A 20,760-nucleotide genomic window follows, 5' to 3' on the forward strand; every position below is an offset into this window, starting at 1 on the left:
TTGACGCCTCCTCGACGAAGCGGAGTTCACCATGCCCCTCGGTCACCGTCTCGCCGCCGCGGCAGCGGGCCTGCTCGCCCTGCCCGGCGTCCTGCTCCCCGACGCCACCGCCGCACCCACGGACGGCGGCGCGGAGTATGTGGCACTGGGTGATTCGGGTGCGGCGACGACCGGGGTGCGCGACCTCGACCTCGGCGCGCCACTGCTGTGCGCCCGCTCGACCGCCGACACGCCGAAGCTCGTCGCCGCCGAACTGGGCCTGCGGCTGGACGACCGCACCTGCAGTTCGGCCAAGATCGACCACCTGTCCACCTCCCAGGGCCCGGGCATCGCTCCGCAATTCGACGCCCTCGGCCCGGCGACCCGGCTCGTCACCGTGCACATCGGCGCCAACGACACCGGCATGACCTCGTATGTGGTCGGCTGCCACCTGGCCGGACTCGGCATGGGCGCGTGCACCACCGACGGCTGGGACGCCGCGATCGACGGCATCGCCGACGAGTATTCCGCCGCGCTGGAACGGATTTCGCAGCTCGCGCCGAACGCCCGGGTGATCGTGGACGGCTGGCCGACCTATGTCCGGCCCGGTGGTTGCCCCGAGCTCGTCGGCCTGCGTCCCGAGGACGCGGTACTCGTGCAGCGCGCCTTCGACCGGCTCAACGCGGTCGTCGCCCGCGCCGCCGCCGAGCACGGGGCCGACTACGTCGACACCCGCGGCCCGTCCGAGGGTCGTGACATGTGCGCGCCCGCGGGGGTGCGGTGGTTCGACCCGGTACTGGCGACCGAGACCCTGCTCCCCTACCACCCGACTCCGCAGGGCATGCGCGGCGTGGCCGACCTGATCGTCGCGGCGGTGCGGGCGCGCTGACCCGACCGCCGCGAGATCCTCACGCCTGCGCCGCGGCCGCCTGCACCTCGACCACCCCCACCAGCATCTTCGTCACGTCGTCGGCGAGCGCCGCGATATCGAACAGCACCGTCGCCAGCTGTGTCAGCATCCGCGAGACGCTCATCGTCGCGGTCGAGATCTCGAACACCGCGCGGGCGATCAGGCCCGGGGAGGCGCTGCCCGCGCTGGCGATCAGGATCGCCGCGATCTCGACGAGCACCCCGGCGAGGCTGTTGAGGATCTCGGTGATGATGCCGCGCACACCGTCGACCACGTCGGCCATCTTCTGGTTGACCGTGCTCAGCACGTCGGCCAGGCCCGCCTGGGTGATCAGGTCGGCGGTCAGCTCGTCGACCTTGGCGCGATACGCGTCGGCGGTCGCCCCGACCCAGCCCGCCGTGCGGGTGGCGCAGTCCCGCTGCCAGTCGGCCGCGACCCCCGCCAACTCCTGCGAGATCTTCGCCCACGAGGACGAATACGCCTTCACCATGTCGGGATTGCCCGCCAGCGAATCCAGCGACTTGCGCAACGGCTCGACGTGTTCGAGCATCCAGCCCATCAGCTGGCCGCCCAGATAGTTGAACGGGTCGAACTTCGCCAGCGGGATGCCGCGCAGGTAGTTCTTCGCCATGTCGGCGATCTCGACGGCGTCGGCGGCGACACCCCACGCCTTGAGCGCCGCGCCGTACAGGTTGCGGCCGGAATCCTGGCCCTGCAACGCCGCCCACGCGTTGTGCAGGCCCTCGAAGGTGTCACCGACGACGGTGCCCTTGAGGATCTGCGCATCGGGATCGGCCTCGCCCACCTGGCCTTTCGGCACGCCGACCTTGGTGAGGAACGGGACGTCCTCCTGGTAGTACTCGTTGCGGAAGTCGGCCTTGTCCTCGATGAGGTCGTTGCCCTCGGGGGCGGCCGGGTCGTCGAACGTGCTCGGGAAGCCGGGAAGGACGGCCTCCTCGTTGAGGAACTTGCCGACCTGGTTCTCGTAGGACATCCCTCACCCCTGCCGGTCGATCTGCTCGCCCTGCTGGGCGAGCTGCTTGGCGCGCTCTTCTTCGAGCGCCTGGAACTGGTCGGCGGCGATGCACAGCTTGGGCGGAATCGCCCCGGTCTCCTCGACCAGCACCCGCAACCGCTCGGAGATCCGGTCGTGCAACGGATTCAGGATCGACCGGGCGTAGGGGCCGACGAGCAGGCCGTAGCCGTCGTCGACGTGGCCGAGATAGTCGGCGGCCTCGCGCGCCTTCGGCACGCCCTCGATCGTCTCCGTCACCGTGGCAGCGTGCGCGCGCAGCACACCGACCTCGATGTTCACGCCTTCGGCACTGGTCATCTCGCCTCCGCCTCTCGTCCGTCTCCCCCGGCCTCATCTGTCTCTGACGCGGCGGGACCGGATTCGGTTCCGCCGGACCGCCGCCGATCTATTCCAGCCAGGAGCGGCGCCGGTAGTAGAGGTCGTCGGCGTCGGGCTCGGCGGGCGCGACCGTCCGGTCCCGGTCCGGTTTACGGGTGCCCGGGGTGGTCGGCGGCGGTGTGTAGGCCGCCGGCGGCGTGGGATCGGCGGGCACCGGCGGGTCGACGTGCAGTGCCGGGTCGACGTGCGCTGCCGGGTCGGCATGCGCGGCGGGGTCGGCCTGCGGCGCGGCGGGCACCGGGTCGGGGAATCGTTCGGCGTACTGCGCGAGGATGGCCTGGCCTGCCCCGTCCTGGCCGACCAGGTCGTGGACCAGCTCGCCGACCTGCCTGCGCAGCCGGGCCTGTGCCCGGTGCGTGCACGCCATGAGCTCGGCGGCGACGGCGGCCGGGTCCATTCCGCGGGTGCCTGGTGCGAGTTCGATGCCGGTGGTCACCCCGTCGGCGTCGACGGTGACGGCGATCCTGCCGTCCGCGCTCCGCTCGGTCACCGAGAGCGCCCGCATCCGGCCCTGCAGGTCCTGGTAGCGCTGCGCGGTGCGCTCCAGGTTCTCGGCCCACCGGGCCAGCTCGTCGGCGGCCTGATTCGCATCGTTGCCGAGCACGGCGTCCCCTTCCACGCGTGGCCGCCCGCGGGCGGCGTCCGGTCACCGGGGCGTCGCCTGCCGACTCCCCCGTTCGTCGGCGGGCACCTTACCCACCGCCGCCGTGGCCGGGCGATGTCGGGCGGGTCGGAACGGCTCGTCGCGGACCGATGAATTCGCCTGGGCGGTCCCGTCACTACGGTTGTATCCGATCCTCCGACTCCCCAGGAGACACAGATGACGCAGTCCGGTTTCGCCACGGGTGCACCCTGCTGGTTCGACGTGACGTCCCCCGACATTCCGGCCACCGCCGCCTTCTACAGCGAGCTGTTCGGCTGGAAGGCCGACGATCTCGGGCCCGAGGCCGGGCACTACACGATCCTCAGCCAGGACGGCGCGCCGGTCGCGGGCATCGCGCCCGCGACCGCGCCCGACGGCAGCACCGCCCCGCCCATGTGGACGACCTACTTCGCCGTCCCCGACGCCGAGGCCACGGTGCGCGCCGCGCGCGAGGCGGGCGCGCAGGTGTACCTGGAGCCGACCGACGTGTTCGGACAGCTGACCTTCTCGGTCCTCGGCGATCCGGCGGGCGCGATGTACGCCGTGGCCCAGCTCGTCACCCATCCCGGCACGGCCCGCTGGGCCGAGGTGAACAACCCCTGCTGGGTGGAGTACGCCGCGACCGGCGCCCCGGCCGACGCGATGGCGCACTACGCGCGCGTGCTCGGCTGGCGCCACCAGACCGCCGCGTGGGAGACCGACACCGTCGCCCCCTACCAGGCGCTCGCGCCGGGCGCGGGTGGCCGCGAGTTCGGCGGCGCCCACGCGGCCACCGAGGGTGAGCCCGCGCCGTCCTGGTCGGTCACCCTGCGGGTCGAGGACTGCGACGCGCTCGCCGAACGTGCGGTCGCACTCGGCGGTTCGGTGGTGACCGCCGCCGCGGACATGCCCGGCCCGTCGCGGGTGGGCGCGCTGGCCGACCCCGCGGGCGCGACGTTCGCGACGATGTCGTTCGGCTGAACGGCGGCATCCGGCCGACCGACGGCAGCGTCGCGCCGATCACCGGTGCCGGTCGGCGCGACGTGGGTCAGAACAGGAAATACCGTTGCGCCATCGGCAGTTCGGTGGCGGGCTGTTCGGCCCACACCTCGCCGTCGACCCGTACGGTGAAGGTGTCCGGGTCGACCTCGATGCGCGGCATGGCGTCGTTGAGCGGCATGTCGGTTTTGGTGAGCCGGCGAACGTCCTTGACCGCGACCAGCTTCCGCCGCACCGCCAGCCGCTCGGCGAGTCCGTCGGCCAGGGCATGCTCGGAGACGAAATGCAGCGACGTGGCGGCCGCGACGGGTGCGGCGGCGCCGAACATCGGGCGCGGCAGCACCGGCTGCGGCGTCGGGATGGAGGCGTTGGCGTCACCCATGGCGGCCCAGGCGATCGCGCCGCCCTTGAGCACCGCGTGCGGGCGCACCCCGAAGAAGGCGGGGTCCCACAGCACCAGGTCGGCCAGTTTGCCCACCTCCACCGACCCGATCTCGGCGTCCAGGCCGTGCGCCACGGCCGGGCAGATCGTGTACTTGGCGATGTAGCGGCGCACCCGCGCGTTGTCGGCGGCGCCGTCGCCGGGCAGCGCGCCGCGGCGGCGTTTCATCACGTGCGCGGTCTGCCAGGTGCGCATCACCACCTCGCCGATGCGGCCCATCGCCTGCGAGTCGCTGCCGATCATCGAGATGGCGCCCAGGTCGTGCAGCAGATCCTCGGCGGCGATGGTCGAGGGCCGGATGCGGCTCTCGGCGAAGGCCAGGTCCTCGGGGATGGACGGGCTCAGGTGATGGCACACCATGAGCATGTCCAGGTGCTCGTCGAGCGTGTTGACGGTATGCGGGCGGGTCGGATTGGTGGAACTCGGCAACACGTTGGGATGCGCGGCCACCGTGATGATGTCGGGCGCGTGGCCACCGCCCGCGCCCTCGGTGTGGTAGGCGTGGATGCCGCGGCCGGCGATGGCGGCGAGGGTGTCCTCGACGAAACCGGCCTCGTTCAAGGTGTCCGAGTGCAGCGCGACCTGCACTCCGGAGGCGTCGGCGACCCGTAGGCAGGCGTCGATCGCCGCGGGCGTGGAGCCCCAGTCCTCGTGCAGCTTGAAACCCGAAGCGCCCGCGCGCAACTGCTCCCACATGGCGGCTTCGCTGACGGTGTTGCCCTTGCCGAGCAGCGCGATGTTCAGCGGCCAGTGGTCGGTGGCCTCGAGCATCCGGGCCAGGTGCCAGGCGCCGGGCGTCACGGTGGTGGCCTTGCTGCCCTCGGCCGGGCCGGTGCCGCCGCCGATGAGGGTGGTGATGCCGCCGCCGAGCGCCTCGTCCATCAGCTGCGGGCAGATGAAGTGCACGTGACAGTCGATGGCGCCCGCGGTGAGGATGCGCCCGTTGCCGGCGATGATCTCCGTCGAGGGGCCGACCACGAGGTCGGGGTGCACACCGGACATGGTGTCGGGATTGCCGGCTTTGCCGATGCCGCAGATGCGACCGTCGCGGATGCCGATGTCGGCCTTGACGATTCCCCAGTGGTCGACGATGACGGCACCGGTGATGACGGTGTCGGGCGCGCCGTCGGCGCGGGTGGCACGCGACTGCCCCATGGACTCGCGCAGCACCTTGCCGCCGCCGAAGACGGCTTCGTCGCCGGCCAGCCCGGGTCCACCGCTGCGATCCTCGGTGATCTCGATCAGCAGGTCGGTGTCGGCCAACCGGATCCGGTCGCCGGTGGTGGGGCCGAACAGTTCGGCGTAGCGGGCCCGGCTCAGTTCGGTCACTGTTCTCCCTCGGGGTCGTCCAGCTTGCCGGGCGGGTTCGGCCCGATCCCGTACACCTCCCTGGTACCGGCCAGCGGCACCAGCGAAACCCGCTGCGCCAGGCCCGGTTCGAAGCGCACGGCGGTGCCGGCCGGAATGTCGAGCCGGCAGCCGTGGGCGGCCGCACGGTCGAAGTCGAGCGCGGCGTTGGCCTGCGGGAAGTGCACGTGGCTGCCGACCTGCACGGGCCGGTCGCCGGTGTTGACCACGTCGAGTGCGATGCGTTCGCGGTCGGGGTTGATCTCGATCACCCCGTCGGCGCAGAGGTATTCGCCCGGAATCACGACGGGCTCACGCGATCGGCTGGTGGACGGTGACGAGCTTGGTGCCGTCGGGGAAGGTGGCCTCGACCTGGACGTCGTGGATCATCTCCGGTACGCCGGTCATCACGTCGTCGCGGGTGAGCACGGTGCGGCCCGAGGCCATCAGCTCGGCGACGCTGCGCCCGTCCCGCGCGCCCTCGAGGACGTGGTCGGTGATGAGCGCGACCGCCTCGGGGTGATTGAGTTTGAGGCCGCGGGCCTGCCTGCGCCGCGCCAGCTCGGCGGCGTAGCTCAGCAGCAGGCGTTCCTGCTCGTGCGGCGACAGGCGCATCCGGGCTCCTCACCGGGTCGGCGGACGGGTGACGGTCATTCTGGCACGGTCACCGCGGTGCCGCCGGTCGAGCGCACCCCGGTGTGGTCAGTCCCGCTTGGGCAGGTTCTGCAGGCGGACCTGGCCGCGCGCGACCACGCGCTCCTGCTCGTCGGTGATGACCACCTGCCACAACTGCTGGAGTCGGCCGCGGTGCAGCGGGGTGGCCTCGCCGCGCAGCAGGCCCTCGCGGACCGCGCGCAGGAAGTCGGTGTTGTTGTTGACGCCGACGACGGTGCCCTGGTCGCCGTACCAGACGCTGCCCGCCACGCTGGCCAGTGTCTCGATCACGGTGCAGTAGACGCCGCCGTTGACGATGCCCGCCGGCTGGAACAGGTGCGGCTGTACATCGAATTCGCCGCGCACCCGGTCCGGGCCGAGTTCGGTGTAGCGCAGGCCGAGCAGGTCGGCGAAGGTGCCCTGCTCGAATTCGTTCAGCATCTCCGGTGTCACGCCGGCCAGCGACTCGACCGGGGGCGTCTGCTGTTGCGTCATGCGTTCCACCTTTACACCTCACCGGACCGGGCGGTACGGGCGGGCCGCCGGAAGGGCGGCGAACGAAAAAGCGGCGGGCCCCATGGTGGTGGGGCCCGCCGCGGCAACGGATCGGGGGTCACTGCAGCCCTCAGGACTCTCGCTCGATCCTCACGCCGGGATTGACTATAGGACAGGCTTACCTAACTTGCAAGAGCGTCGAGGTCTCCCGTGTCGAATTCCGGCGTCCGCCCCGCTCAGCCCAGCAGGCAAGCACTGCGGCGGACCGGCAACCCCCGCTCCTCGAGTGCCACCAGCAGTCCCTGCCCGCGGCGCGCCCCCAGCACCGAATCGGTGCGCGCCAGATCCGGCACGTAGGTGGCGGCGCCGACCACCGATTCGCCCACCAGCGACCAGAATCGGCGCGCGCTCAGCCCCGAACAGCGCGACAGCCCGTGGTGCACCAGCGCCAGCGACGCCTCGCAGCGGTGCGCCAGCCACACCGACATCGCCCGCTCGCACGGGAATCCGACGACGCCGTGCGCGCCGACCAGCGGGTCGTCGTCGAGGACGCGGATCGTGGTGTCCTCCAGGCCCGCCCAGTCGATGCCGCCGTCGTTGTCGTTGTGCACCCACAGGTTCTCCGGGCCGGGATCCCAGGCGCGGCCCTCCATCACCAGCAGCGCGGCCACCCGGCCGACGACGGCGTGGATGAGCGCGGTCGCGACCACCTCGGCGGCGACCTCGGCGTTGGTCATCTCGGCGGCGTGGCGCCGGTACATCAGCTCGATGCGGCCCTCGCGCAACCCCTCCGAGAGTTTCCACCAGCGGCGGCGGCCGTGTTCGGCGACGGCGGCCACGGCGTAGACGCGCGGATGGTCCGGCTGCAGCGCGCGCAGCCGGGAACAGGCACGCCCGAACACCGGGTCGGCGTAACGATCGGGGATGCTGGTCACGGGCTCGGTCATCGAACCTCCTCGGGTCGGCTCCGCGATGGAGTCGGAGCGGGAAGATAGGTTAGGCTTACCAGACCTGAACCCCTGGCACCAGATCGAGGCAGGAGCACGTCGTCGCCGTGACAACCCTTGGCACCGTGCGGCGACGACGCCGCGTCGGCCTGCTGGCCCTGCTCGCGCTGCTGGCGCTGGCCGCCCTGGCCAGCGTCGCCCTCGGCGCGCGCGCCATCGCACCCGGCACCGTCTACGAGGCGGTCGCGCACGCGCTGGGGTGCGCGGACGGGCCGTTCACCTGCCCGGCCGCCTCCACCACCGAGGAAATCGTGCGCGGCCTGCGGATTCCGCGCACGGCACTGGCACTCGTCGCGGGCCTGGCCCTCGGCGCCACCGGTGCTCTCATCCAGGGCTACACCCGCAACCCGCTCGCCGACGCGGGCCTGCTCGGCCTCAATTCCGGCGCCGCGTTCCTCGCGGCACTGAGCGTGTACCTGTTCGCCTTCACCGACCCCGAGCAGTACATCTGGTTCGCGATGGCCGGCGCGCTGCTGGCCGGGCTCGCGGTGTTCGGCGCGTCCTCGCTCGGCGGCGGCAAGGCCAGTCCGCTGAGCCTGGTGCTGGCCGGCGCCGCGATGACGGCCTTCCTCCAGGCGATGACGCAGGCGGTGGTGCTGTTCGACGCGACCGCGCTGGACACCTACCGGTTCTGGGTGGTCGGCACGGTCGCCGGGCGCGATGCCGCGGTGTTCTGGCAGGTACTGCCGTTCATCGCGGTGGGCGCGGTCCTGGCGACGGCGGCGGCGCCCGGCCTGAACCTGCTCGGTCTCGGCGACGATGTCGCACGCGGACTCGGCATGAACATCGCCCGCAGCCGGGCGCTCGGCTTCACCGCGGTCGTGCTGCTGTGCGGCGCGGCGACCTCGGCGGTCGGGCCGATCGCGTTCCTGGGGCTGGTCGTCCCGCACATCGCGCGAGCCTTCACCGGGCCGGACCACCGCTGGCTCATCCCCTATTCCGCGTTGCTCGGCGCGGTGTTGCTGCTGTGCGCCGATACGCTGGGCCGGATCGTCGCACGGCCGGGCGAGTTGCAGGTGGGCGTGATGCTGGCGGTCGTCGGCGCGCCCTACTTCATCGCCCTGGTGCGCCGCAGGAAGTTGGTGAGCCTGTGAACGTCACGGTGCAGGACCCCGACACCGCGCTCCGGCGGGTGCGGCCCGCGCTGCGGGTCGGGCCCGTCTCGCTGGTGCTGCGGCCGCGGATGATCGCGATCGTGGCGGTGCTGGCCGCGCTGGCGTTCCTGCTGTTCTGCTGCGACATCGCCTTCGGCGACACCACCATTCCGCTCGGCCGCGTGCTGGACGTGCTCGGCGGCGGGGGCACCCGCTCGCAGCGGTTCATCGTGCTGGAGTCGCGGCTGCCCCGCGCGCTCACCGCGCTGGTGATCGGCGCGGCGCTGGCGCTGGCCGGCGCGATCACCCAGTCGATCCTGCACAACCCGCTGGCCAGCCCGGACCTGCTCGGCATCACCACCGGCGCGAGCCTCGGCGCGGTCGCGGTGCTGGTCGGCACCGGCGGCGCCACCGGGTTGGCCGCGACGGTCGGCGCCCCGCTGGCCGCCCTGGTCGGCGGGATCGGCACGGCCGTGCTCATCTATCTGCTGGCCTGGGGCCGCACTCCGGGCGGCGAGGCAGGCACCACCGGACTGCGCTTCGTGCTCATCGGCATCGGCGTCAACGCGCTGCTCGGCGCCGGGGTGAGCTGGCTGGTCGCGCAGGCAAAACCGGAGGACGCCGCCCGCGCGCAGCAGTGGCTGACCGGCACGCTCAACGGCGCCGACCACGACCGCCTGCTCCCCGCGGCGGTCGCACTGGCCGTGGTCACGCTCGTCGCGCTGGCCTCGGCCCGCACGCTGGCGGCGATGCGGATGGGCACCGACACCACCCGCATCCTGGGTGTGCGCATCCAGACCCAGCAGGCGATCCTCGTCGGCGCGGCCGTCGTGGCCGCCTCGGTGGCCACCGCGGCCGTCGGGCCGGTCGCCTTCGTCGCGCTCGCGGCACCGCAGATCGCCCGCGGCCTGTTGCGCACCGCCGGTGAACCGCTGATCGGGTCGGCGGTGGTGGGTGCCATCCTGGTGGTCGGGGCGGACGTGGCCGCGCGCACCCTGTTCCCCGTCGACCTGCCGGTGGGCATCGTCACCGCCGGTGCGGGCGGGCCGTTCCTGCTCTACCTGCTCGTGCGCATGAATCGGAAGGCGACCCTGACATGACCGTCACCACCACCGGTGCCGCCGCGCACCAGCTCGGCGCCCAGGGCATCCGCCTCGGCTACGGCGATCGCGTCATCGTCGACGGGCTCAGCCTGGACATCGCGCCGGGCGTGGTCACCACCGTCATCGGCCCGAACGGGTGCGGCAAGTCCACCCTGCTGCGTTCGCTGGGCAGGCTGCTGCGCCCGAGCGCCGGCCAGGTGCTGCTGGACGGCAAGGCGATCTCGTCGATGAAGACCAAGGACGTCGCCCGCATCGTCGGCATGCTGCCGCAGACCCCGGTCGCGCCCGAGGGCCTCACCGTCGCCGACCTGGTCGCCCGCGGCAGGCATCCGCACCAGTCCTGGCTGCGGCAGTGGTCGGCCGACGACGAGACCGAGGTGTTGGCCGCGCTGGAACAGACCGGCATCGCCGACCTGGCCGACCGGCCGCTGGACGAACTGTCCGGCGGCCAGCGCCAGCGCGCCTGGATCTCCATGGCGCTGGCCCAGGGCACCGACATCCTGCTGCTGGACGAGCCGACCACCTACCTCGACCTGGCGCATTCGCTCGAGGTGCTCGACCTGGTCGACCGGTTGCACGACGAACTCGGCCGCACCGTCGTCATGGTGCTGCACGACCTGAATCTGGCCATCCGCTACAGCGACCGGCTCGTGGTCATGCACGACGGGCGCATCGTGGCCCAGGGCAGTCCGGGCGACATCATCACCGCCGAGCTGCTGCGCGAGGTGTTCACCCTCGACGCCTCGGTGCTCGAGGACCCGGTCTCCGGACGGCCGATGATCGTGCCGATCGGCACCCGGCACGTCCGCCCCGGCGCCGCCCGCCCCGCCTGACCGGGAGGTCGCCGGGGCCGTTCCAGGCCACAGCGGGGCGGTCGGTATGAGCAATACCACACCAGCAATCGGACAGTTACGACAGGGTGTAGTACGCGTTCGTGTCGTTGAGTCCGTAAACTTGGGGAATGGCAGGTCTTGGTGAACTCGAGAAGGCGGTCATGGACCAGTTGTGGTCCAGTGACGAACCGCAAACCGTCCGGCAGGTGCACGAGGCGCTGGCCGCACGCCGGGAACTCGCGTACACCACGGTGATGACCGTGCTGCAACGGCTGGCGAAGAAGAACCTCGTGGTCCAGCGCCGCGACGATCGCGCCCACCGGTACGCCCCCGTGCACACCCGCGACGAACTCGTCGCCAGCCTGATGGTGGACGCGCTGCAACAGGCCGAGGAGGCGGGCAGCCGCGCCGCCGCGCTCGTGCACTTCGTGGAACAGGTCGGCCCCGACGAGGCCGACGCGCTGCGTGAGGCGCTGGCCAAGCTCGAGGCCGCCGAGGGCACCTCACCGCCGGGCGAGTAGCACGGCAGGCCGCCCAGTAGTATGGGGGCGGCTTCGTGCCCCGGGGCGCACAACGCCGTGAGCCCTCGGCCCCCCACAACGCAGTGAGCTGAGTCGATGAACGCAACCGCGCCGGTCTTCGCCGGTCTCGCTTTGCTTCTCGCGGGGCCCGCCCCCGCGCTGCTCAGTCGCGCCAAGTGGCCGTATCGCACGCCGCGCGCGGCGCTGGTCCTCTGGCAGGCCATCGCGCTGGCCGCGGTCCTGAGCGCGTTCGGGTCGGGTCTGGCGATCGCCGCCGAACTGCTCGTCCCCGGCCCCGACGGGCGGCCAACCACCTCCCCCACCCGGGAGATCGACGCGCTCGGCTTTCCGCTGTGGCTGGCCTACGTCGTCGTCTTCGCGCTCACGCTGCTCGTCGGCGCGCGCCTGATCTTCTCCATCGTGCGGGTCGGCGTGCACACCCGCAGACGGCGGGCCAAGCACCGCATGCTGGTCGACCTGCTCGACCAGAGCGGGCCGCGCAGGCGCGCGCACGACATCCGCGTGCTGGCGGCCACCGAACCGATCGCCTACTGCCTGCCCGGCCTGCGCCAGCGGGTGGTGCTCAGTGAGGGCACGCTGACGAATCTGGCCGACCCGGAGGTCACCGCGATCGTCAGCCACGAGCGCTCGCACCTGCGCGCCCGCCACGATCTCGTGCTCGAGGCGTTCACCGCCGTGCACGAGGCGTTCCCGCGGGTGGTGCGCAGCAAGGCGGCGCTGGGATCGGTGAAACTGCTCATCGAACTGCTCGCCGACGATTCCGCGGTCAAGGTCACCGGTCCGGCGCCGCTGGCCCGCGCGCTGGTCGCCTGCGCGAAATCCACTGCGCCGCAAGGGGCGCTGGCCGCCGGCGGGCCGACCACACTGATCCGCGTGCAGCGGCTGGGCCAGGGTGGCAGTGGCGATGTGCGCATCGCCACAGCCGCGTATCTCGGTTCGATCGCCATCCTGGTGGTGCCGACGCTGGCTGTCGCGGTACCGTGGTTGGTCGAACTCAGTCGGCTGTTCAACAGCTGAGCGTTTCCCGCTGAGCCGACAGCCGTTCCCCACCGAGCGGACTCCACCGCCCGAGTACGAACGTTTCCTCCACCGCGAGCAGGCCCCGGTTCTCCGCAGGGCAGCGCGCGGGCGCACCCTCCGCAGCGACGATCGCGACGGTCCGGCGCGCACGGGCCGCGCCCACCGGCGTGGCTCTCCCCCGCGGCGCCCCGGTGCGCCGCGCCACGAAAGGCTCCATCTCCGTGACCACCTCGCCCGACGCCGCGACGCCCACCGTGACCTTCGCGGAACTGGGCCTGCCCGCCGTGCTCGTCCAGGCCCTGCGCCGCAACGGCATCGACGCCCCCTTCCCCATCCAGGCCGCCACCGTGCCCGACGCCCTCGCGGGCAAGGACGTGCTCGGCCGCGGCCCCACCGGCTCCGGCAAGACCCTGGCCTTCGGCCTGCCCATGCTGGTGCGCCTGGCGGGTAACGCCGCCGCGCCGCGCCGCCCGCGCGGGCTGGTGCTCGTACCCACCCGGGAACTGGCCGCCCAGATCGAGCGCGCCCTCGACGAGCCCGCCCTCGCGCTGGGCCTGCGGGTCGCCTCCGTGGTCGGCGGCGCGCCGATCAAGCGCCAGGCCGATCGGCTCGCCCGCGGGGTCGACCTGCTCATCGCCACCCCCGGCCGGTTGTCCGACCTGATCGCCCAGGGCGCGGCCGCGCTCGACGACGTATCGATCACCGCGCTCGACGAGGCCGACCACATGGCCGACATGGGCTTCCTGCCGCAGGTCACCCGGCTGCTCGACCGCACCCCCGCCGACGGGCAGCGGCTGTTGTTCTCGGCGACCCTCGACGGTGAGGTCGACAAGCTGGTCAAGCGCTACCTGCGCAACCCCGTCACGCACTCCACCGCGCCGCCCTCGGCGTCGGTGGCGACCATGTCGCACCACCTGCTGTACGTGCGCAAGGCCGACAAGCGGGCGGTGATCGCCGAGATCGCCGCGCGCGAGGGCCTGACGATCCTGTTCGTGCGCACCAAGCACGGCGCCGACCGGCTCGCCAAGCAGCTGCGCGCGGCGGGCATCGCCGCCGGGGCGCTGCACGGCGGCAAGGCCCAGAACAACCGCACCCGCACCCTGGCCGCGTTCGCCGACGGCTCGGTGCCGGTGCTGGTGACCACCGACGTGGCCGCCCGCGGCATCCACGTCGACGGCATCTCGCTGGTCGTGCACGCCGATCCGCCCGCAGAGCCCAAGGCATACCTGCACCGGGCGGGCCGCACCGCGCGCGCGGGCGAGGACGGCGTGGTGGTCACCCTGGTGACCGAGGACGAGCGCGCCGACGTGGAGAAGATGACCCGCAAGGCGGGCGTGGACGTGGTCGGGGTGAACGTCACCCCCGGCCACCCGGCGCTGCGCGAGATCACCGGCGCGCGGACGCCCTCCGGGGTGCCGGTCCCCGCGCCCACTCCGCCCGGCGGGCCGCAGCAGGCTCCGCAGAGCCGCGGCGCCGTCACCACCCACCGCGTCGGCTCGGCCCGCCGCGGCCGCGGCGGCGCCCGCACCACCGAGGCCGTGGGCAGCCACGCCGATCGCCCCGCCCGCGGACGCGCCGCGGCCGAGACGGGCGGCGCCCGCACCGGCTCCCGCCGCGCGGAAGGCAACGCCGAAGCCCGCGGCACGCGCGGTGGGCACCCCGGCCGCCCCGCCCGGCACACCGGCGCCCCGACCGGTAGCCGCCGCAGGCGCGCCCAGGGATGACGCCGGGCGCGGCCCGGAGGTCGCGCACGGTCTGTCACCCCGCCCACCGGTGCCGCCGGCCACGCCGGGCGGCGGCCCCCTCGTCCGACTGAGACACGCCCGGGTTTCGCGACTCGCCGAGCTGCGGCGACTCGCGAACCTGGTCGGCTACCGGACGGCAAACTGGATGGGTGGAGCATCCGATCTGGTCGATCGTCTGCGCGCTGGCGGCGGCACTGCTGTTCGCGGTGGCGGCCGTGGCGCAGCAGCGGGCCGCGGCGGCGGTGCCTGCGGGCGATTCACTGGTGCGGACGCTGCTGCGGAGCCCACGCTGGTGGGCGGGGATCGTCGGCGACGGCGGTGGCTACGGGCTGCAGGTGGCCGCGCTCGCGCTCGGTCCGGTGTTGCTCGTCCAACCGCTGCTGGTGACCTCGCTGGTGTTCGCGCTGCCGATCGCGGCCCGGGTCGACCACAGGACGGTCGGTCGCCGGACCTGGGCGGCGGCACTGTTGCTGCTCGCCGCGCTCGGGTGCTTCCTCGTCGTCGGCGCGCCCACCTCCGGGAATCCCACTGCCCCGCTGCGTGATTGGGCCGTGCCGTCGGCGGTCCTGCTGGGCGCGGTAATCCTCGCCGTGGTCGCGGGCAGCAGGAGCCCAACCCCGGAGCCGGCCGACCCCGCGCACACGCCGCGTCGACCACCGGACCAGCCCACGCCGCGCGGCACCCCTCCGGCCGAGCCCACCACCCGGTCGACGGGACCGCCGCCCGAGGGCTCCCCCGCGGCGGAGTCCACGCCCGCCGGGACGGTCGCTCGATCGGTTCAGCGCCCGCCCCCGGCATCCCCACGTTCCGCCTCGCGCGCCCCGCTGCTGTTCGGTGCGGCCGGTGGCGCGCTGTTCGGTCTCGCCGCCGCGCTCACCGACTTCGTCGCGGGCCGGTTCACGCACGGACTCGGCGCGGTACTCACCACGTGGCAGACGTGGGCGCTGGTCGCGGCGGGCGTGGTCGGCGTCTACGTGCAGCAGCGGGCATTCCAGGTGGGCAGCATCGCCGCGGCGCTGCCCGCCGCCACCATCGCCGAACCGCTCGCCGCCGCGTTCCTCGGCCTGACCGTGCTCGACGAACGGCTGCGCACCGACGGATTCGGGCTCGTGGTCGTCGTCGCATCGGTGGCCGTGCTGTGCGTGACCACCGTGCGCCTGGCCCACGCACAAGCCGCCGAATAGCGCGACCCGGCCGAAACGGGCGCGTTGTCCGGCCGATCGTTACTATCGGTCGAGTGCAGTTCCTCCCCGGACACCAGCCGCCCTACGATCTGACCTACGACGACCTCTTCCTCGTCCCGAACCGGACGGATGTGGCGTCGCGCTTCGACGTCGACCTGTCGAGCGTGGACGGATCGGGCACCACCATTCCCATCGTCGTGGCGAACATGACCGCCGTCGCGGGGCGCCGGATGGCCGAGACGGTCGCCCGCCGCGGCGGCATCGTCGTACTGCCGCAGGACCTTCCGCTGGACGCGGCCGCCGACACCATCGGCTACGTCAAGAGCCGCTCGCTCACCGCCGACACCCCGGTGTCGATGGAGCCCGAGCACTCGGTGGCCGAGGCCCTCGCCCTGATGCACAAGCGCGCGCACGGCGCGGTCGTGGTGGTCGAGGACGGCAAGCCGGTCGGTGTGGTGACCGAGGCGTCGTGCACCGACGTCGACCGGTTCGCCCGGCTGCGCGAGGTGGCCCGCACCGACTTCGTGTCCGCGCCCGCGAGCACCTCGCCCCGCGCGCTGTTCGATCTGCTCGAGGCCGAGCACGCGCAGCTGGCCGTGCTGACCACCGAGGACGGCGCGCTGGCGGGCGTGATGACCCGCACCGGCGCCGTGCGGGCGGGCATCTACCAGCCCAACGTCGACGCCGAGGGCAAGCTGCGCATCGCCGCCGCCGTCGGCATCAACGGCGACGTGGCCGCCAAGGCGAAGTCGCTGGTCGACTCCGGCGCCGACCTGCTGGTGATCGACACCGCGCACGGCCACCAGGAGAAGATGCTCGAGGCGCTGCGCGCGGTCGCCGGGCTCGGGCTCGGCGTCCCGCTGGCGGCGGGCAACGTCGTGTCCGCGCAGGGCACCCGCGATCTGGCCGAGGCGGGCGCCGACATCGTCAAGGTCGGTGTCGGCCCCGGCGCGATGTGCACCACCAGGATGATGACCGGCGTGGGCCGCCCCCAGTTCTCGGCGGTGGCCGAATGCGCTGCCGCGGCAAAGGAAGTCGGTGTGCACGTGTGGGCCGACGGCGGCGTGCGGCACCCGCGCGACGTGGCGCTGGCGCTGGCGGCGGGCGCGTCCAACGTGATGATCGGCTCCTGGTTCGCCGGCACCTACGAGTCGCCCGGCGACCTGCGCGTCGACCGGGACGGCAACGCCTACAAGGAGAGCTTCGGCATGGCGTCCAAGCGGGCCGTGGCCGCCCGCACCGCCACCGACAGCGGCTTCGACCGGGCCCGCAAGGCACTGTTCGAGGAGGGCATCTCCAGCTCGCGGATGCGGCTCGACCCGGAGCGGCCGGGCGTCGAGGACCTGATCGACCACATCTGCTCTGGCGTGCGCAGTGCGTGCACCTACGCCGGTGCCCGCACCCTGCCGGAATTCCATCACCGGGCGGTGCTCGGGGTGCAGTCGGCCGCCGGATTCGCCGAGGGACGGCCGCTGCCGAGCGGGTGGTGAGCGGACGGACGCGCCGGAGGCGGGCGACGCGACAGGCACGCCCGCCCGGTACCATGAGGGATGCCGGTTCGCCCGGCACCCCCGTCGCCGCACCCCGAAAGGAACAAGTTGTCACCCGCGTCCGAGGGCGCCACTCAGGAGGGCTCCTCTACCGAGCCGGGTGACCAACCCGGCGCAGTCGCTGCACATGCTCTCCCCGGACGGTGTTGACCGTGTCCACCGTCCTGACCGTTCTCAGCCTCATCGGCTTCATCGCCCTGACCGCGGGCACGGCGTTGTTCGTCGCCGCGGAGTTCTCCCTCACCGCCCTGGAACGCAGCACCGTCGAGGCGCACGCCCGCGAGGGTGACGTCCGCGCGCGGATGGTGCGCCAGGCCCATCGCACGCTGTCGTTCCAGCTCTCCGGCGCCCAGCTCGGCATCACCATCACCACCCTGATCACCGGTTACATCGCCGAGCCCGTGCTCGCGCGGCTGCTGCGGCCGGTGTTCACCGCGGTGGGCCTGGGCGAGAGCGCCGCGGGCGGCATCTCGCTGGCGCTGGCGCTGGTGCTGGCCACCTCGCTGTCGATGATCTACGGCGAGCTGGTGCCCAAGAACATCGCCATCGCCAAGCCGCTGGCCACCGCCCGCGCCACCGCCGGGCCGATGGTCGGCTTCTCGGTGGTGTTCAAGTGGATGATCCACTTCCTCAACGGCACCGCGAACTGGGTGGTGCGCAGGCTCGGCGTCGAGCCCGCCGAGGAGCTGCGCTCGGCACGCTCCCCGCAGGAACTCGGCTCCCTGGTGCGCACCTCCGCCCAGCGTGGCGCGCTGGACCAGCGCACCGCGCAGGTGATGGACCGCTCGCTGCAGTTCGGCGAGCGCAGCGCGGAAGAGCTGATGACCCCGCGGGTGAAGGTCGAGTCGCTGGACAAGGACGACACCATCGCCGACCTCCTCGCCGCCGCCGGCCGCACCGGCTACTCGCGGTTCCCGGTCATCGACGGCGACCTGGACAACACCCTGGGCGTCGTCCACATCAAGCAGGCCTTCACCCAGCCGGCGGCGCAGCGCCGGACCATCCCGCTGCGCCTGCTCGCCCGGCCGGTGCCGGTGGTGCCTGCCAGTCTCGACGGCGACGAACTGCTCGAACGCGTGCGCGCGCACGGCATGCAGGTGGCGCTGGTCGTCGACGAATACGGCGGCACCGCGGGCCTGGTCTCGATGGAGGATCTGATCGAGGAGATCCTCGGCGACGTGCGCGACGAGCACGACGAGGAGGAACGCGATGTGCGGCGCACCGCTGACGGCTGGGACTGCTCGGGCCTGCTGCGCATCGACGAGGTCAGCCGCGCGACCGGGTACGAGGCGCCCGAGGGCGAGTACGAGACGCTCGGCGGTCTGGTGCTGACCCGCCTGGGCCGCATCCCCGAGGTGGGCGACGAGGTGATGCTGCCGAATTCGCCCGCCCATCATCGTCATCCCTACGAGACCGAACAGGGTGGCTGGATCGCCCGGGTGGAGCGGATGGACGGCAGGCGCATCGACCGCGTCCGGCTGATCCCGGTCACCGCCGAGGAACTGGTGTCGCGCACGTTGCAGGAGCACAGCCATGGGTGATCTGTTCGGTGTCGCGCTCACCGTCGTGCTGCTGGCGGGCAACGCGTTCTTCGTCGGCGCGGAGTTCGCGCTGATCTCCGCGCGCCGCGACCGGCTGGAGGCGCTGGTGGCGCAGGGCAAACGCAACGCGATGACCGTCATCAAGGCCGGTGAGAACCTGTCGATGATGCTGGCCGCCGCCCAGCTCGGCATCACCATCTGCTCGATCCTGCTCGGCCGCGTCGGCGAGCCCGCCGTCGCGCATCTGCTGGAGAAGCCGTTCGAGCTGGCCGGACTGCCCGACCAACTGCTGCACCCGGTGGCCTTCGCGCTGGCGCTCACCATCGTGGTGATCCTGCACATCCTGCTGGGCGAGATGATCCCGAAGAACATCGCCCTGGCCGGGCCGGAGCGCACCGCGCTGCTGCTGGTGCCGATCCACCTGATGTTCCTGCGGCTGGCCCGCCCGCTCATCGCGCTGTACAACCTGGCGGCCAACCTGTCGCTGCGGATGCTGCGCATCGAGCCCAAGGACGAGCTGGACGCCACCGTGTCGAGCGTGGAGCTGGCCGAGATGATCGGCGAGTCCCGCTCGGAGGGCCTGCTGGACGAGGAGGAGCATCGCCGGCTCACCCAGGCGCTCGGCACCTCCGAGCGCACCGTCGCCGACGTGATGGTGCCGCTGGCCACCACCCGCTCGGTCCCGTTGCGCGGCAACGGCACCACGCTCGGCGACATCGAGACCGCGGTCGCCGAGACCGGCTTCTCCCGCTACCCGGTGCGCGCGAGCGACGGTTCCCTGGTCGGCTACCTGCATGTCAAGGACGTGCTCGACAAGGTCGCCGACGAACAGGCGGGCCCGAACACCCCGATCCCCCGCACCGACATCCGCCCCCTGCCCACCGTCGGCATCGGCACCCCGCTGGTGGAAGCGCTGGCCCGGCTGCGCCGCACCAGCAGCCACCTCGGCCGCGTGGTCGACAGCCGAGGCAACACCTGCGGCATCGTCGCACTGGAAGACCTGGTGGAGGAATTCGTCGGCACCGTCCGCGACACCACCCACCGTCTCTCGGACTGAAGGCGCGAATTCGGGTGGCGCCGGGGTGCGACGCCGGGCCTCGGTCGACGGTGACGGCTCATGCGCCCAGCGCGGCTGCCAGGTGCGGCCATGATTCGTGCAGGTCGGTCTCGAACTGCCCCCAGGTGTGCGCACCGAGTGGCCGGTCGACGTGCACCGCGGCGATGCCGAGTTCCGCGAGCCGATCGGCGAACGCCGCGGTGCACGTGCTCGCGATCGCCTCGAGTGTCGGTGCCGGAAGACCGCCCCGATCGATCGGGCCGGGGATGCCGGAGGCGGCCGAGAGATAGACGGTCTTGCCGGCCAGTGCCCCGGCGTTGCGGAAGGCGTCGTGCGATTGCCAGCCGGGATCCCCCGGCGGCCCCCACATGTTGACCGGATTCCCGCCACCGCGCAGCACCTGGGCGGCGACCAGGGTCATGCCCGGCGGGTCCGCGCGCCAGGGGCAGCCGCTGTAGGCGGCGACCGCGCGGTAGCGGTCCCCCGCCTGGATCGCGAGGTCGATCGCCGAGGCCGCGCTCATCGACACCCCGGCGATCGCGTCCCGGCCGGTCGCTCCCAGCCACGGCGTCATCGCCGCGGGCAGTTCCCGGGTCAGGAACGTCTGCCACCGATTCCGGCCCAGCACCGGGTCGTCGGCCTGCCAGTCGGTGTACAAGCTGAACCCGCCGCCGATCGGCATCACGACGTTGACGTTCTTGTCGGCGAAGAACTGCCGCACGTCCGTGTGGTTCCACCACGAGATCCCGTCTGTTCCTCCCCCGGCGCCGGCCAACAGGTACAGCGTGGGCGCCGGTCCGTCGGCCCGGATCACCGTGCTGCTCACCACGGCGTCCATCGACGGCGAGTACACCTGCACCTGGTCGACCCGCGGGGCCAGCGCCATCACGTCGATCACCCCGGCTCCCGGCTCGGCGGGCGCGGGAGAGGCACCGCCCGACACGCTGATCAGCACAGCGGCGGCGATCAGCCAGCCGCGAACGCCCTTCTCCACGGTGTCCTCCCTGCGCGCGAGACATCGTCGGCCGGTGTCGGCACCGGACGGCCGTGGCCCGCAAGGCCGGAATCCCGCGGTTGTTCGGGGACCTCGGACCTCGCCCCGGCGCTCCGCACCCTGCTGACCTGGACAAGACGAACGAGCGGGTGGCATGCGCACACCGCCCGACCGACAGAGAGCGGTGAACACCATAGTGCCCCAGCACCCCCGTCCGCCGCACCCGAA

At 72.6% G+C, this 20,760-nt stretch carries 21 protein-coding genes; 12 read left to right on the forward strand and 9 right to left on the reverse strand.

The window, feature by feature from the left end:
* Positions 1–31 precede the first annotated feature (31 nt).
* Positions 32–868: an SGNH/GDSL hydrolase family protein gene (locus AMO33_RS07625; protein WP_060591601.1), complete on the forward strand. Its 837-nt coding sequence runs from the start codon at positions 32–34 to the stop codon at positions 866–868.
* 19 nt (positions 869–887) lie between these two features.
* Here AMO33_RS07625 and AMO33_RS07630 read toward each other — a convergent pair whose 3' ends face one another.
* The 3 genes from AMO33_RS07630 to AMO33_RS07640 form a co-directional block, all read right to left on the reverse strand.
* Positions 888–1,883, reverse strand: a complete 996-nt coding sequence (locus AMO33_RS07630; RefSeq protein ID WP_060591603.1) for a WXG100 family type VII secretion target — start codon at positions 1,881–1,883, stop codon at positions 888–890.
* Positions 1,884–1,886: 3 nt separating this feature from the next.
* Complete coding sequence (locus AMO33_RS07635; RefSeq protein ID WP_011209061.1) at positions 1,887–2,222, reverse strand: hypothetical protein; 336 nt, start codon at positions 2,220–2,222, stop codon at positions 1,887–1,889.
* A gap of 88 nt (positions 2,223–2,310) precedes the next feature.
* Entirely contained in the window at positions 2,311–2,907 is a 597-nt protein-coding gene (locus AMO33_RS07640) for a YbaB/EbfC family nucleoid-associated protein (protein WP_076573536.1), read from the reverse strand.
* A 216-nt stretch (positions 2,908–3,123) separates the two neighbouring features.
* On the opposite strand from AMO33_RS07640, the gene AMO33_RS07645 reads away from it, so the two are divergent.
* Positions 3,124–3,906 carry a VOC family protein gene (locus AMO33_RS07645; RefSeq protein WP_060591609.1) on the forward strand — a complete coding sequence of 261 codons (783 nt, stop codon included), beginning with the start codon at positions 3,124–3,126 and terminating at the stop codon, positions 3,904–3,906.
* Positions 3,907–3,973: 67 nt separating this feature from the next.
* On the opposite strand, the gene AMO33_RS07650 is transcribed toward AMO33_RS07645, so the two are convergent.
* The 5 genes from AMO33_RS07650 to AMO33_RS07670 all read right to left on the reverse strand — a co-directional run bounded on the left by AMO33_RS07650 (position 3,974) and on the right by AMO33_RS07670 (position 7,809).
* A complete protein-coding gene (locus AMO33_RS07650; RefSeq protein ID WP_011209058.1) occupies positions 3,974–5,695 on the reverse strand; it encodes an urease subunit alpha in 1,722 nt (573 codons plus the stop codon).
* A complete protein-coding gene (locus AMO33_RS07655) occupies positions 5,692–6,018 on the reverse strand; it encodes an urease subunit beta (protein ID WP_060591610.1) in 327 nt (108 codons plus the stop codon). The genes AMO33_RS07650 and AMO33_RS07655 overlap by 4 nt, the downstream gene beginning before the upstream one ends.
* A 7-nt stretch (positions 6,019–6,025) precedes the next feature.
* On the reverse strand, positions 6,026–6,328 hold the full coding sequence (locus AMO33_RS07660) for an urease subunit gamma (protein ID WP_011209056.1): 303 nt from the start codon (positions 6,326–6,328) through the stop codon (positions 6,026–6,028).
* An 87-nt stretch (positions 6,329–6,415) separates the two neighbouring features.
* Positions 6,416–6,862, reverse strand: a complete 447-nt coding sequence (locus tag AMO33_RS07665; RefSeq protein WP_060593364.1) for a PaaI family thioesterase — start codon at positions 6,860–6,862, stop codon at positions 6,416–6,418.
* A 236-nt stretch (positions 6,863–7,098) separates the two neighbouring features.
* Positions 7,099–7,809 carry a hypothetical protein gene (locus AMO33_RS07670; RefSeq protein WP_060591613.1) on the reverse strand — a complete coding sequence of 237 codons (711 nt, stop codon included), beginning with the start codon at positions 7,807–7,809 and terminating at the stop codon, positions 7,099–7,101.
* Between the two features lie 107 nt (positions 7,810–7,916).
* Here AMO33_RS07670 and AMO33_RS07675 point away from each other — a divergent pair, with 107 nt between their 5' ends.
* The 10 genes from AMO33_RS07675 (at position 7,917) to AMO33_RS07720 (ending at position 19,538) form a co-directional block, all read left to right on the forward strand.
* Positions 7,917–8,963, forward strand: a complete 1,047-nt coding sequence (locus AMO33_RS07675) for a FecCD family ABC transporter permease (RefSeq protein ID WP_011209053.1) — start codon at positions 7,917–7,919, stop codon at positions 8,961–8,963.
* On the forward strand, positions 8,960–10,063 hold the full coding sequence (locus AMO33_RS07680; RefSeq protein ID WP_060591615.1) for a FecCD family ABC transporter permease: 1,104 nt from the start codon (positions 8,960–8,962) through the stop codon (positions 10,061–10,063). Before AMO33_RS07675 ends, AMO33_RS07680 begins: the two co-directional genes overlap by 4 nt.
* Positions 10,060–10,899 (forward strand): ABC transporter ATP-binding protein, encoded by an 840-nt coding sequence (locus AMO33_RS07685; RefSeq protein ID WP_060591617.1) that lies wholly within the window; start codon positions 10,060–10,062, stop codon positions 10,897–10,899. Before AMO33_RS07680 ends, AMO33_RS07685 begins: the two co-directional genes overlap by 4 nt.
* A 128-nt stretch (positions 10,900–11,027) precedes the next feature.
* Positions 11,028–11,420 carry a BlaI/MecI/CopY family transcriptional regulator gene (locus AMO33_RS07690; RefSeq protein ID WP_041560102.1) on the forward strand — a complete coding sequence of 131 codons (393 nt, stop codon included), beginning with the start codon at positions 11,028–11,030 and terminating at the stop codon, positions 11,418–11,420.
* A 96-nt stretch (positions 11,421–11,516) separates the two neighbouring features.
* Positions 11,517–12,458, forward strand: coding sequence for a M56 family metallopeptidase (locus AMO33_RS07695; protein ID WP_011209049.1), 942 nt, complete (start codon positions 11,517–11,519; stop codon positions 12,456–12,458).
* Between the two features lie 224 nt (positions 12,459–12,682).
* On the forward strand, positions 12,683–14,185 hold the full coding sequence (locus AMO33_RS07700) for a DEAD/DEAH box helicase (protein WP_229434999.1): 1,503 nt from the start codon (positions 12,683–12,685) through the stop codon (positions 14,183–14,185).
* A 170-nt stretch (positions 14,186–14,355) separates the two neighbouring features.
* Positions 14,356–15,390 (forward strand): DMT family transporter, encoded by a 1,035-nt coding sequence (locus AMO33_RS32520; protein ID WP_060591623.1) that lies wholly within the window; start codon positions 14,356–14,358, stop codon positions 15,388–15,390.
* A gap of 53 nt (positions 15,391–15,443) precedes the next feature.
* Positions 15,444–16,880: a GuaB1 family IMP dehydrogenase-related protein gene (locus AMO33_RS07710; RefSeq protein WP_060591627.1), complete on the forward strand. Its 1,437-nt coding sequence runs from the start codon at positions 15,444–15,446 to the stop codon at positions 16,878–16,880.
* Between the two features lie 212 nt (positions 16,881–17,092).
* On the forward strand, positions 17,093–18,481 hold the full coding sequence (locus AMO33_RS07715) for a hemolysin family protein (RefSeq protein WP_011209045.1): 1,389 nt from the start codon (positions 17,093–17,095) through the stop codon (positions 18,479–18,481).
* Positions 18,474–19,538 carry a hemolysin family protein gene (locus AMO33_RS07720; RefSeq protein ID WP_060591629.1) on the forward strand — a complete coding sequence of 355 codons (1,065 nt, stop codon included), beginning with the start codon at positions 18,474–18,476 and terminating at the stop codon, positions 19,536–19,538. Before AMO33_RS07715 ends, AMO33_RS07720 begins: the two co-directional genes overlap by 8 nt.
* 58 nt (positions 19,539–19,596) lie before the next feature.
* Here AMO33_RS07720 and AMO33_RS07725 read toward each other — a convergent pair whose 3' ends face one another.
* A complete protein-coding gene (locus AMO33_RS07725; RefSeq protein WP_060591632.1) occupies positions 19,597–20,532 on the reverse strand; it encodes an alpha/beta hydrolase in 936 nt (311 codons plus the stop codon).
* Positions 20,533–20,760 lie beyond the last annotated feature (228 nt).

Source organism: Nocardia farcinica (genome assembly GCF_001182745.1).
In the GTDB taxonomy this organism is placed as follows: Bacteria; Actinomycetota; Actinomycetes; order Mycobacteriales; family Mycobacteriaceae; genus Nocardia; species Nocardia farcinica.

What these genes read in the sequence shown, in the direction of transcription:
- AMO33_RS07625 (WP_060591601.1), top strand. Translation starts at nt 32, where the DNA reads ATGCCCCTCGGTCACCGTCTCGCCGCCGCGGCAGCGGGCCTGCTCGCC.
- AMO33_RS07630 (WP_060591603.1), bottom strand. Translation starts at nt 1,883, where the DNA reads ATGTCCTACGAGAACCAGGTCGGCAAGTTCCTCAACGAGGAGGCCGTC.
- AMO33_RS07635 (WP_011209061.1), bottom strand. Translation starts at nt 2,222, where the DNA reads ATGACCAGTGCCGAAGGCGTGAACATCGAGGTCGGTGTGCTGCGCGCG.
- AMO33_RS07645 (WP_060591609.1), top strand. Translation starts at nt 3,124, where the DNA reads ATGACGCAGTCCGGTTTCGCCACGGGTGCACCCTGCTGGTTCGACGTG.
- AMO33_RS07660 (WP_011209056.1), bottom strand. Translation starts at nt 6,328, where the DNA reads ATGCGCCTGTCGCCGCACGAGCAGGAACGCCTGCTGCTGAGCTACGCC.
- AMO33_RS07665 (WP_060593364.1), bottom strand. Translation starts at nt 6,862, where the DNA reads ATGACGCAACAGCAGACGCCCCCGGTCGAGTCGCTGGCCGGCGTGACA.
- AMO33_RS07670 (WP_060591613.1), bottom strand. Translation starts at nt 7,809, where the DNA reads ATGACCGAGCCCGTGACCAGCATCCCCGATCGTTACGCCGACCCGGTG.
- AMO33_RS07685 (WP_060591617.1), top strand. Translation starts at nt 10,060, where the DNA reads ATGACCGTCACCACCACCGGTGCCGCCGCGCACCAGCTCGGCGCCCAG.
- AMO33_RS07690 (WP_041560102.1), top strand. Translation starts at nt 11,028, where the DNA reads ATGGCAGGTCTTGGTGAACTCGAGAAGGCGGTCATGGACCAGTTGTGG.
- AMO33_RS07695 (WP_011209049.1), top strand. Translation starts at nt 11,517, where the DNA reads ATGAACGCAACCGCGCCGGTCTTCGCCGGTCTCGCTTTGCTTCTCGCG.
- AMO33_RS07720 (WP_060591629.1), top strand. Translation starts at nt 18,474, where the DNA reads ATGGGTGATCTGTTCGGTGTCGCGCTCACCGTCGTGCTGCTGGCGGGC.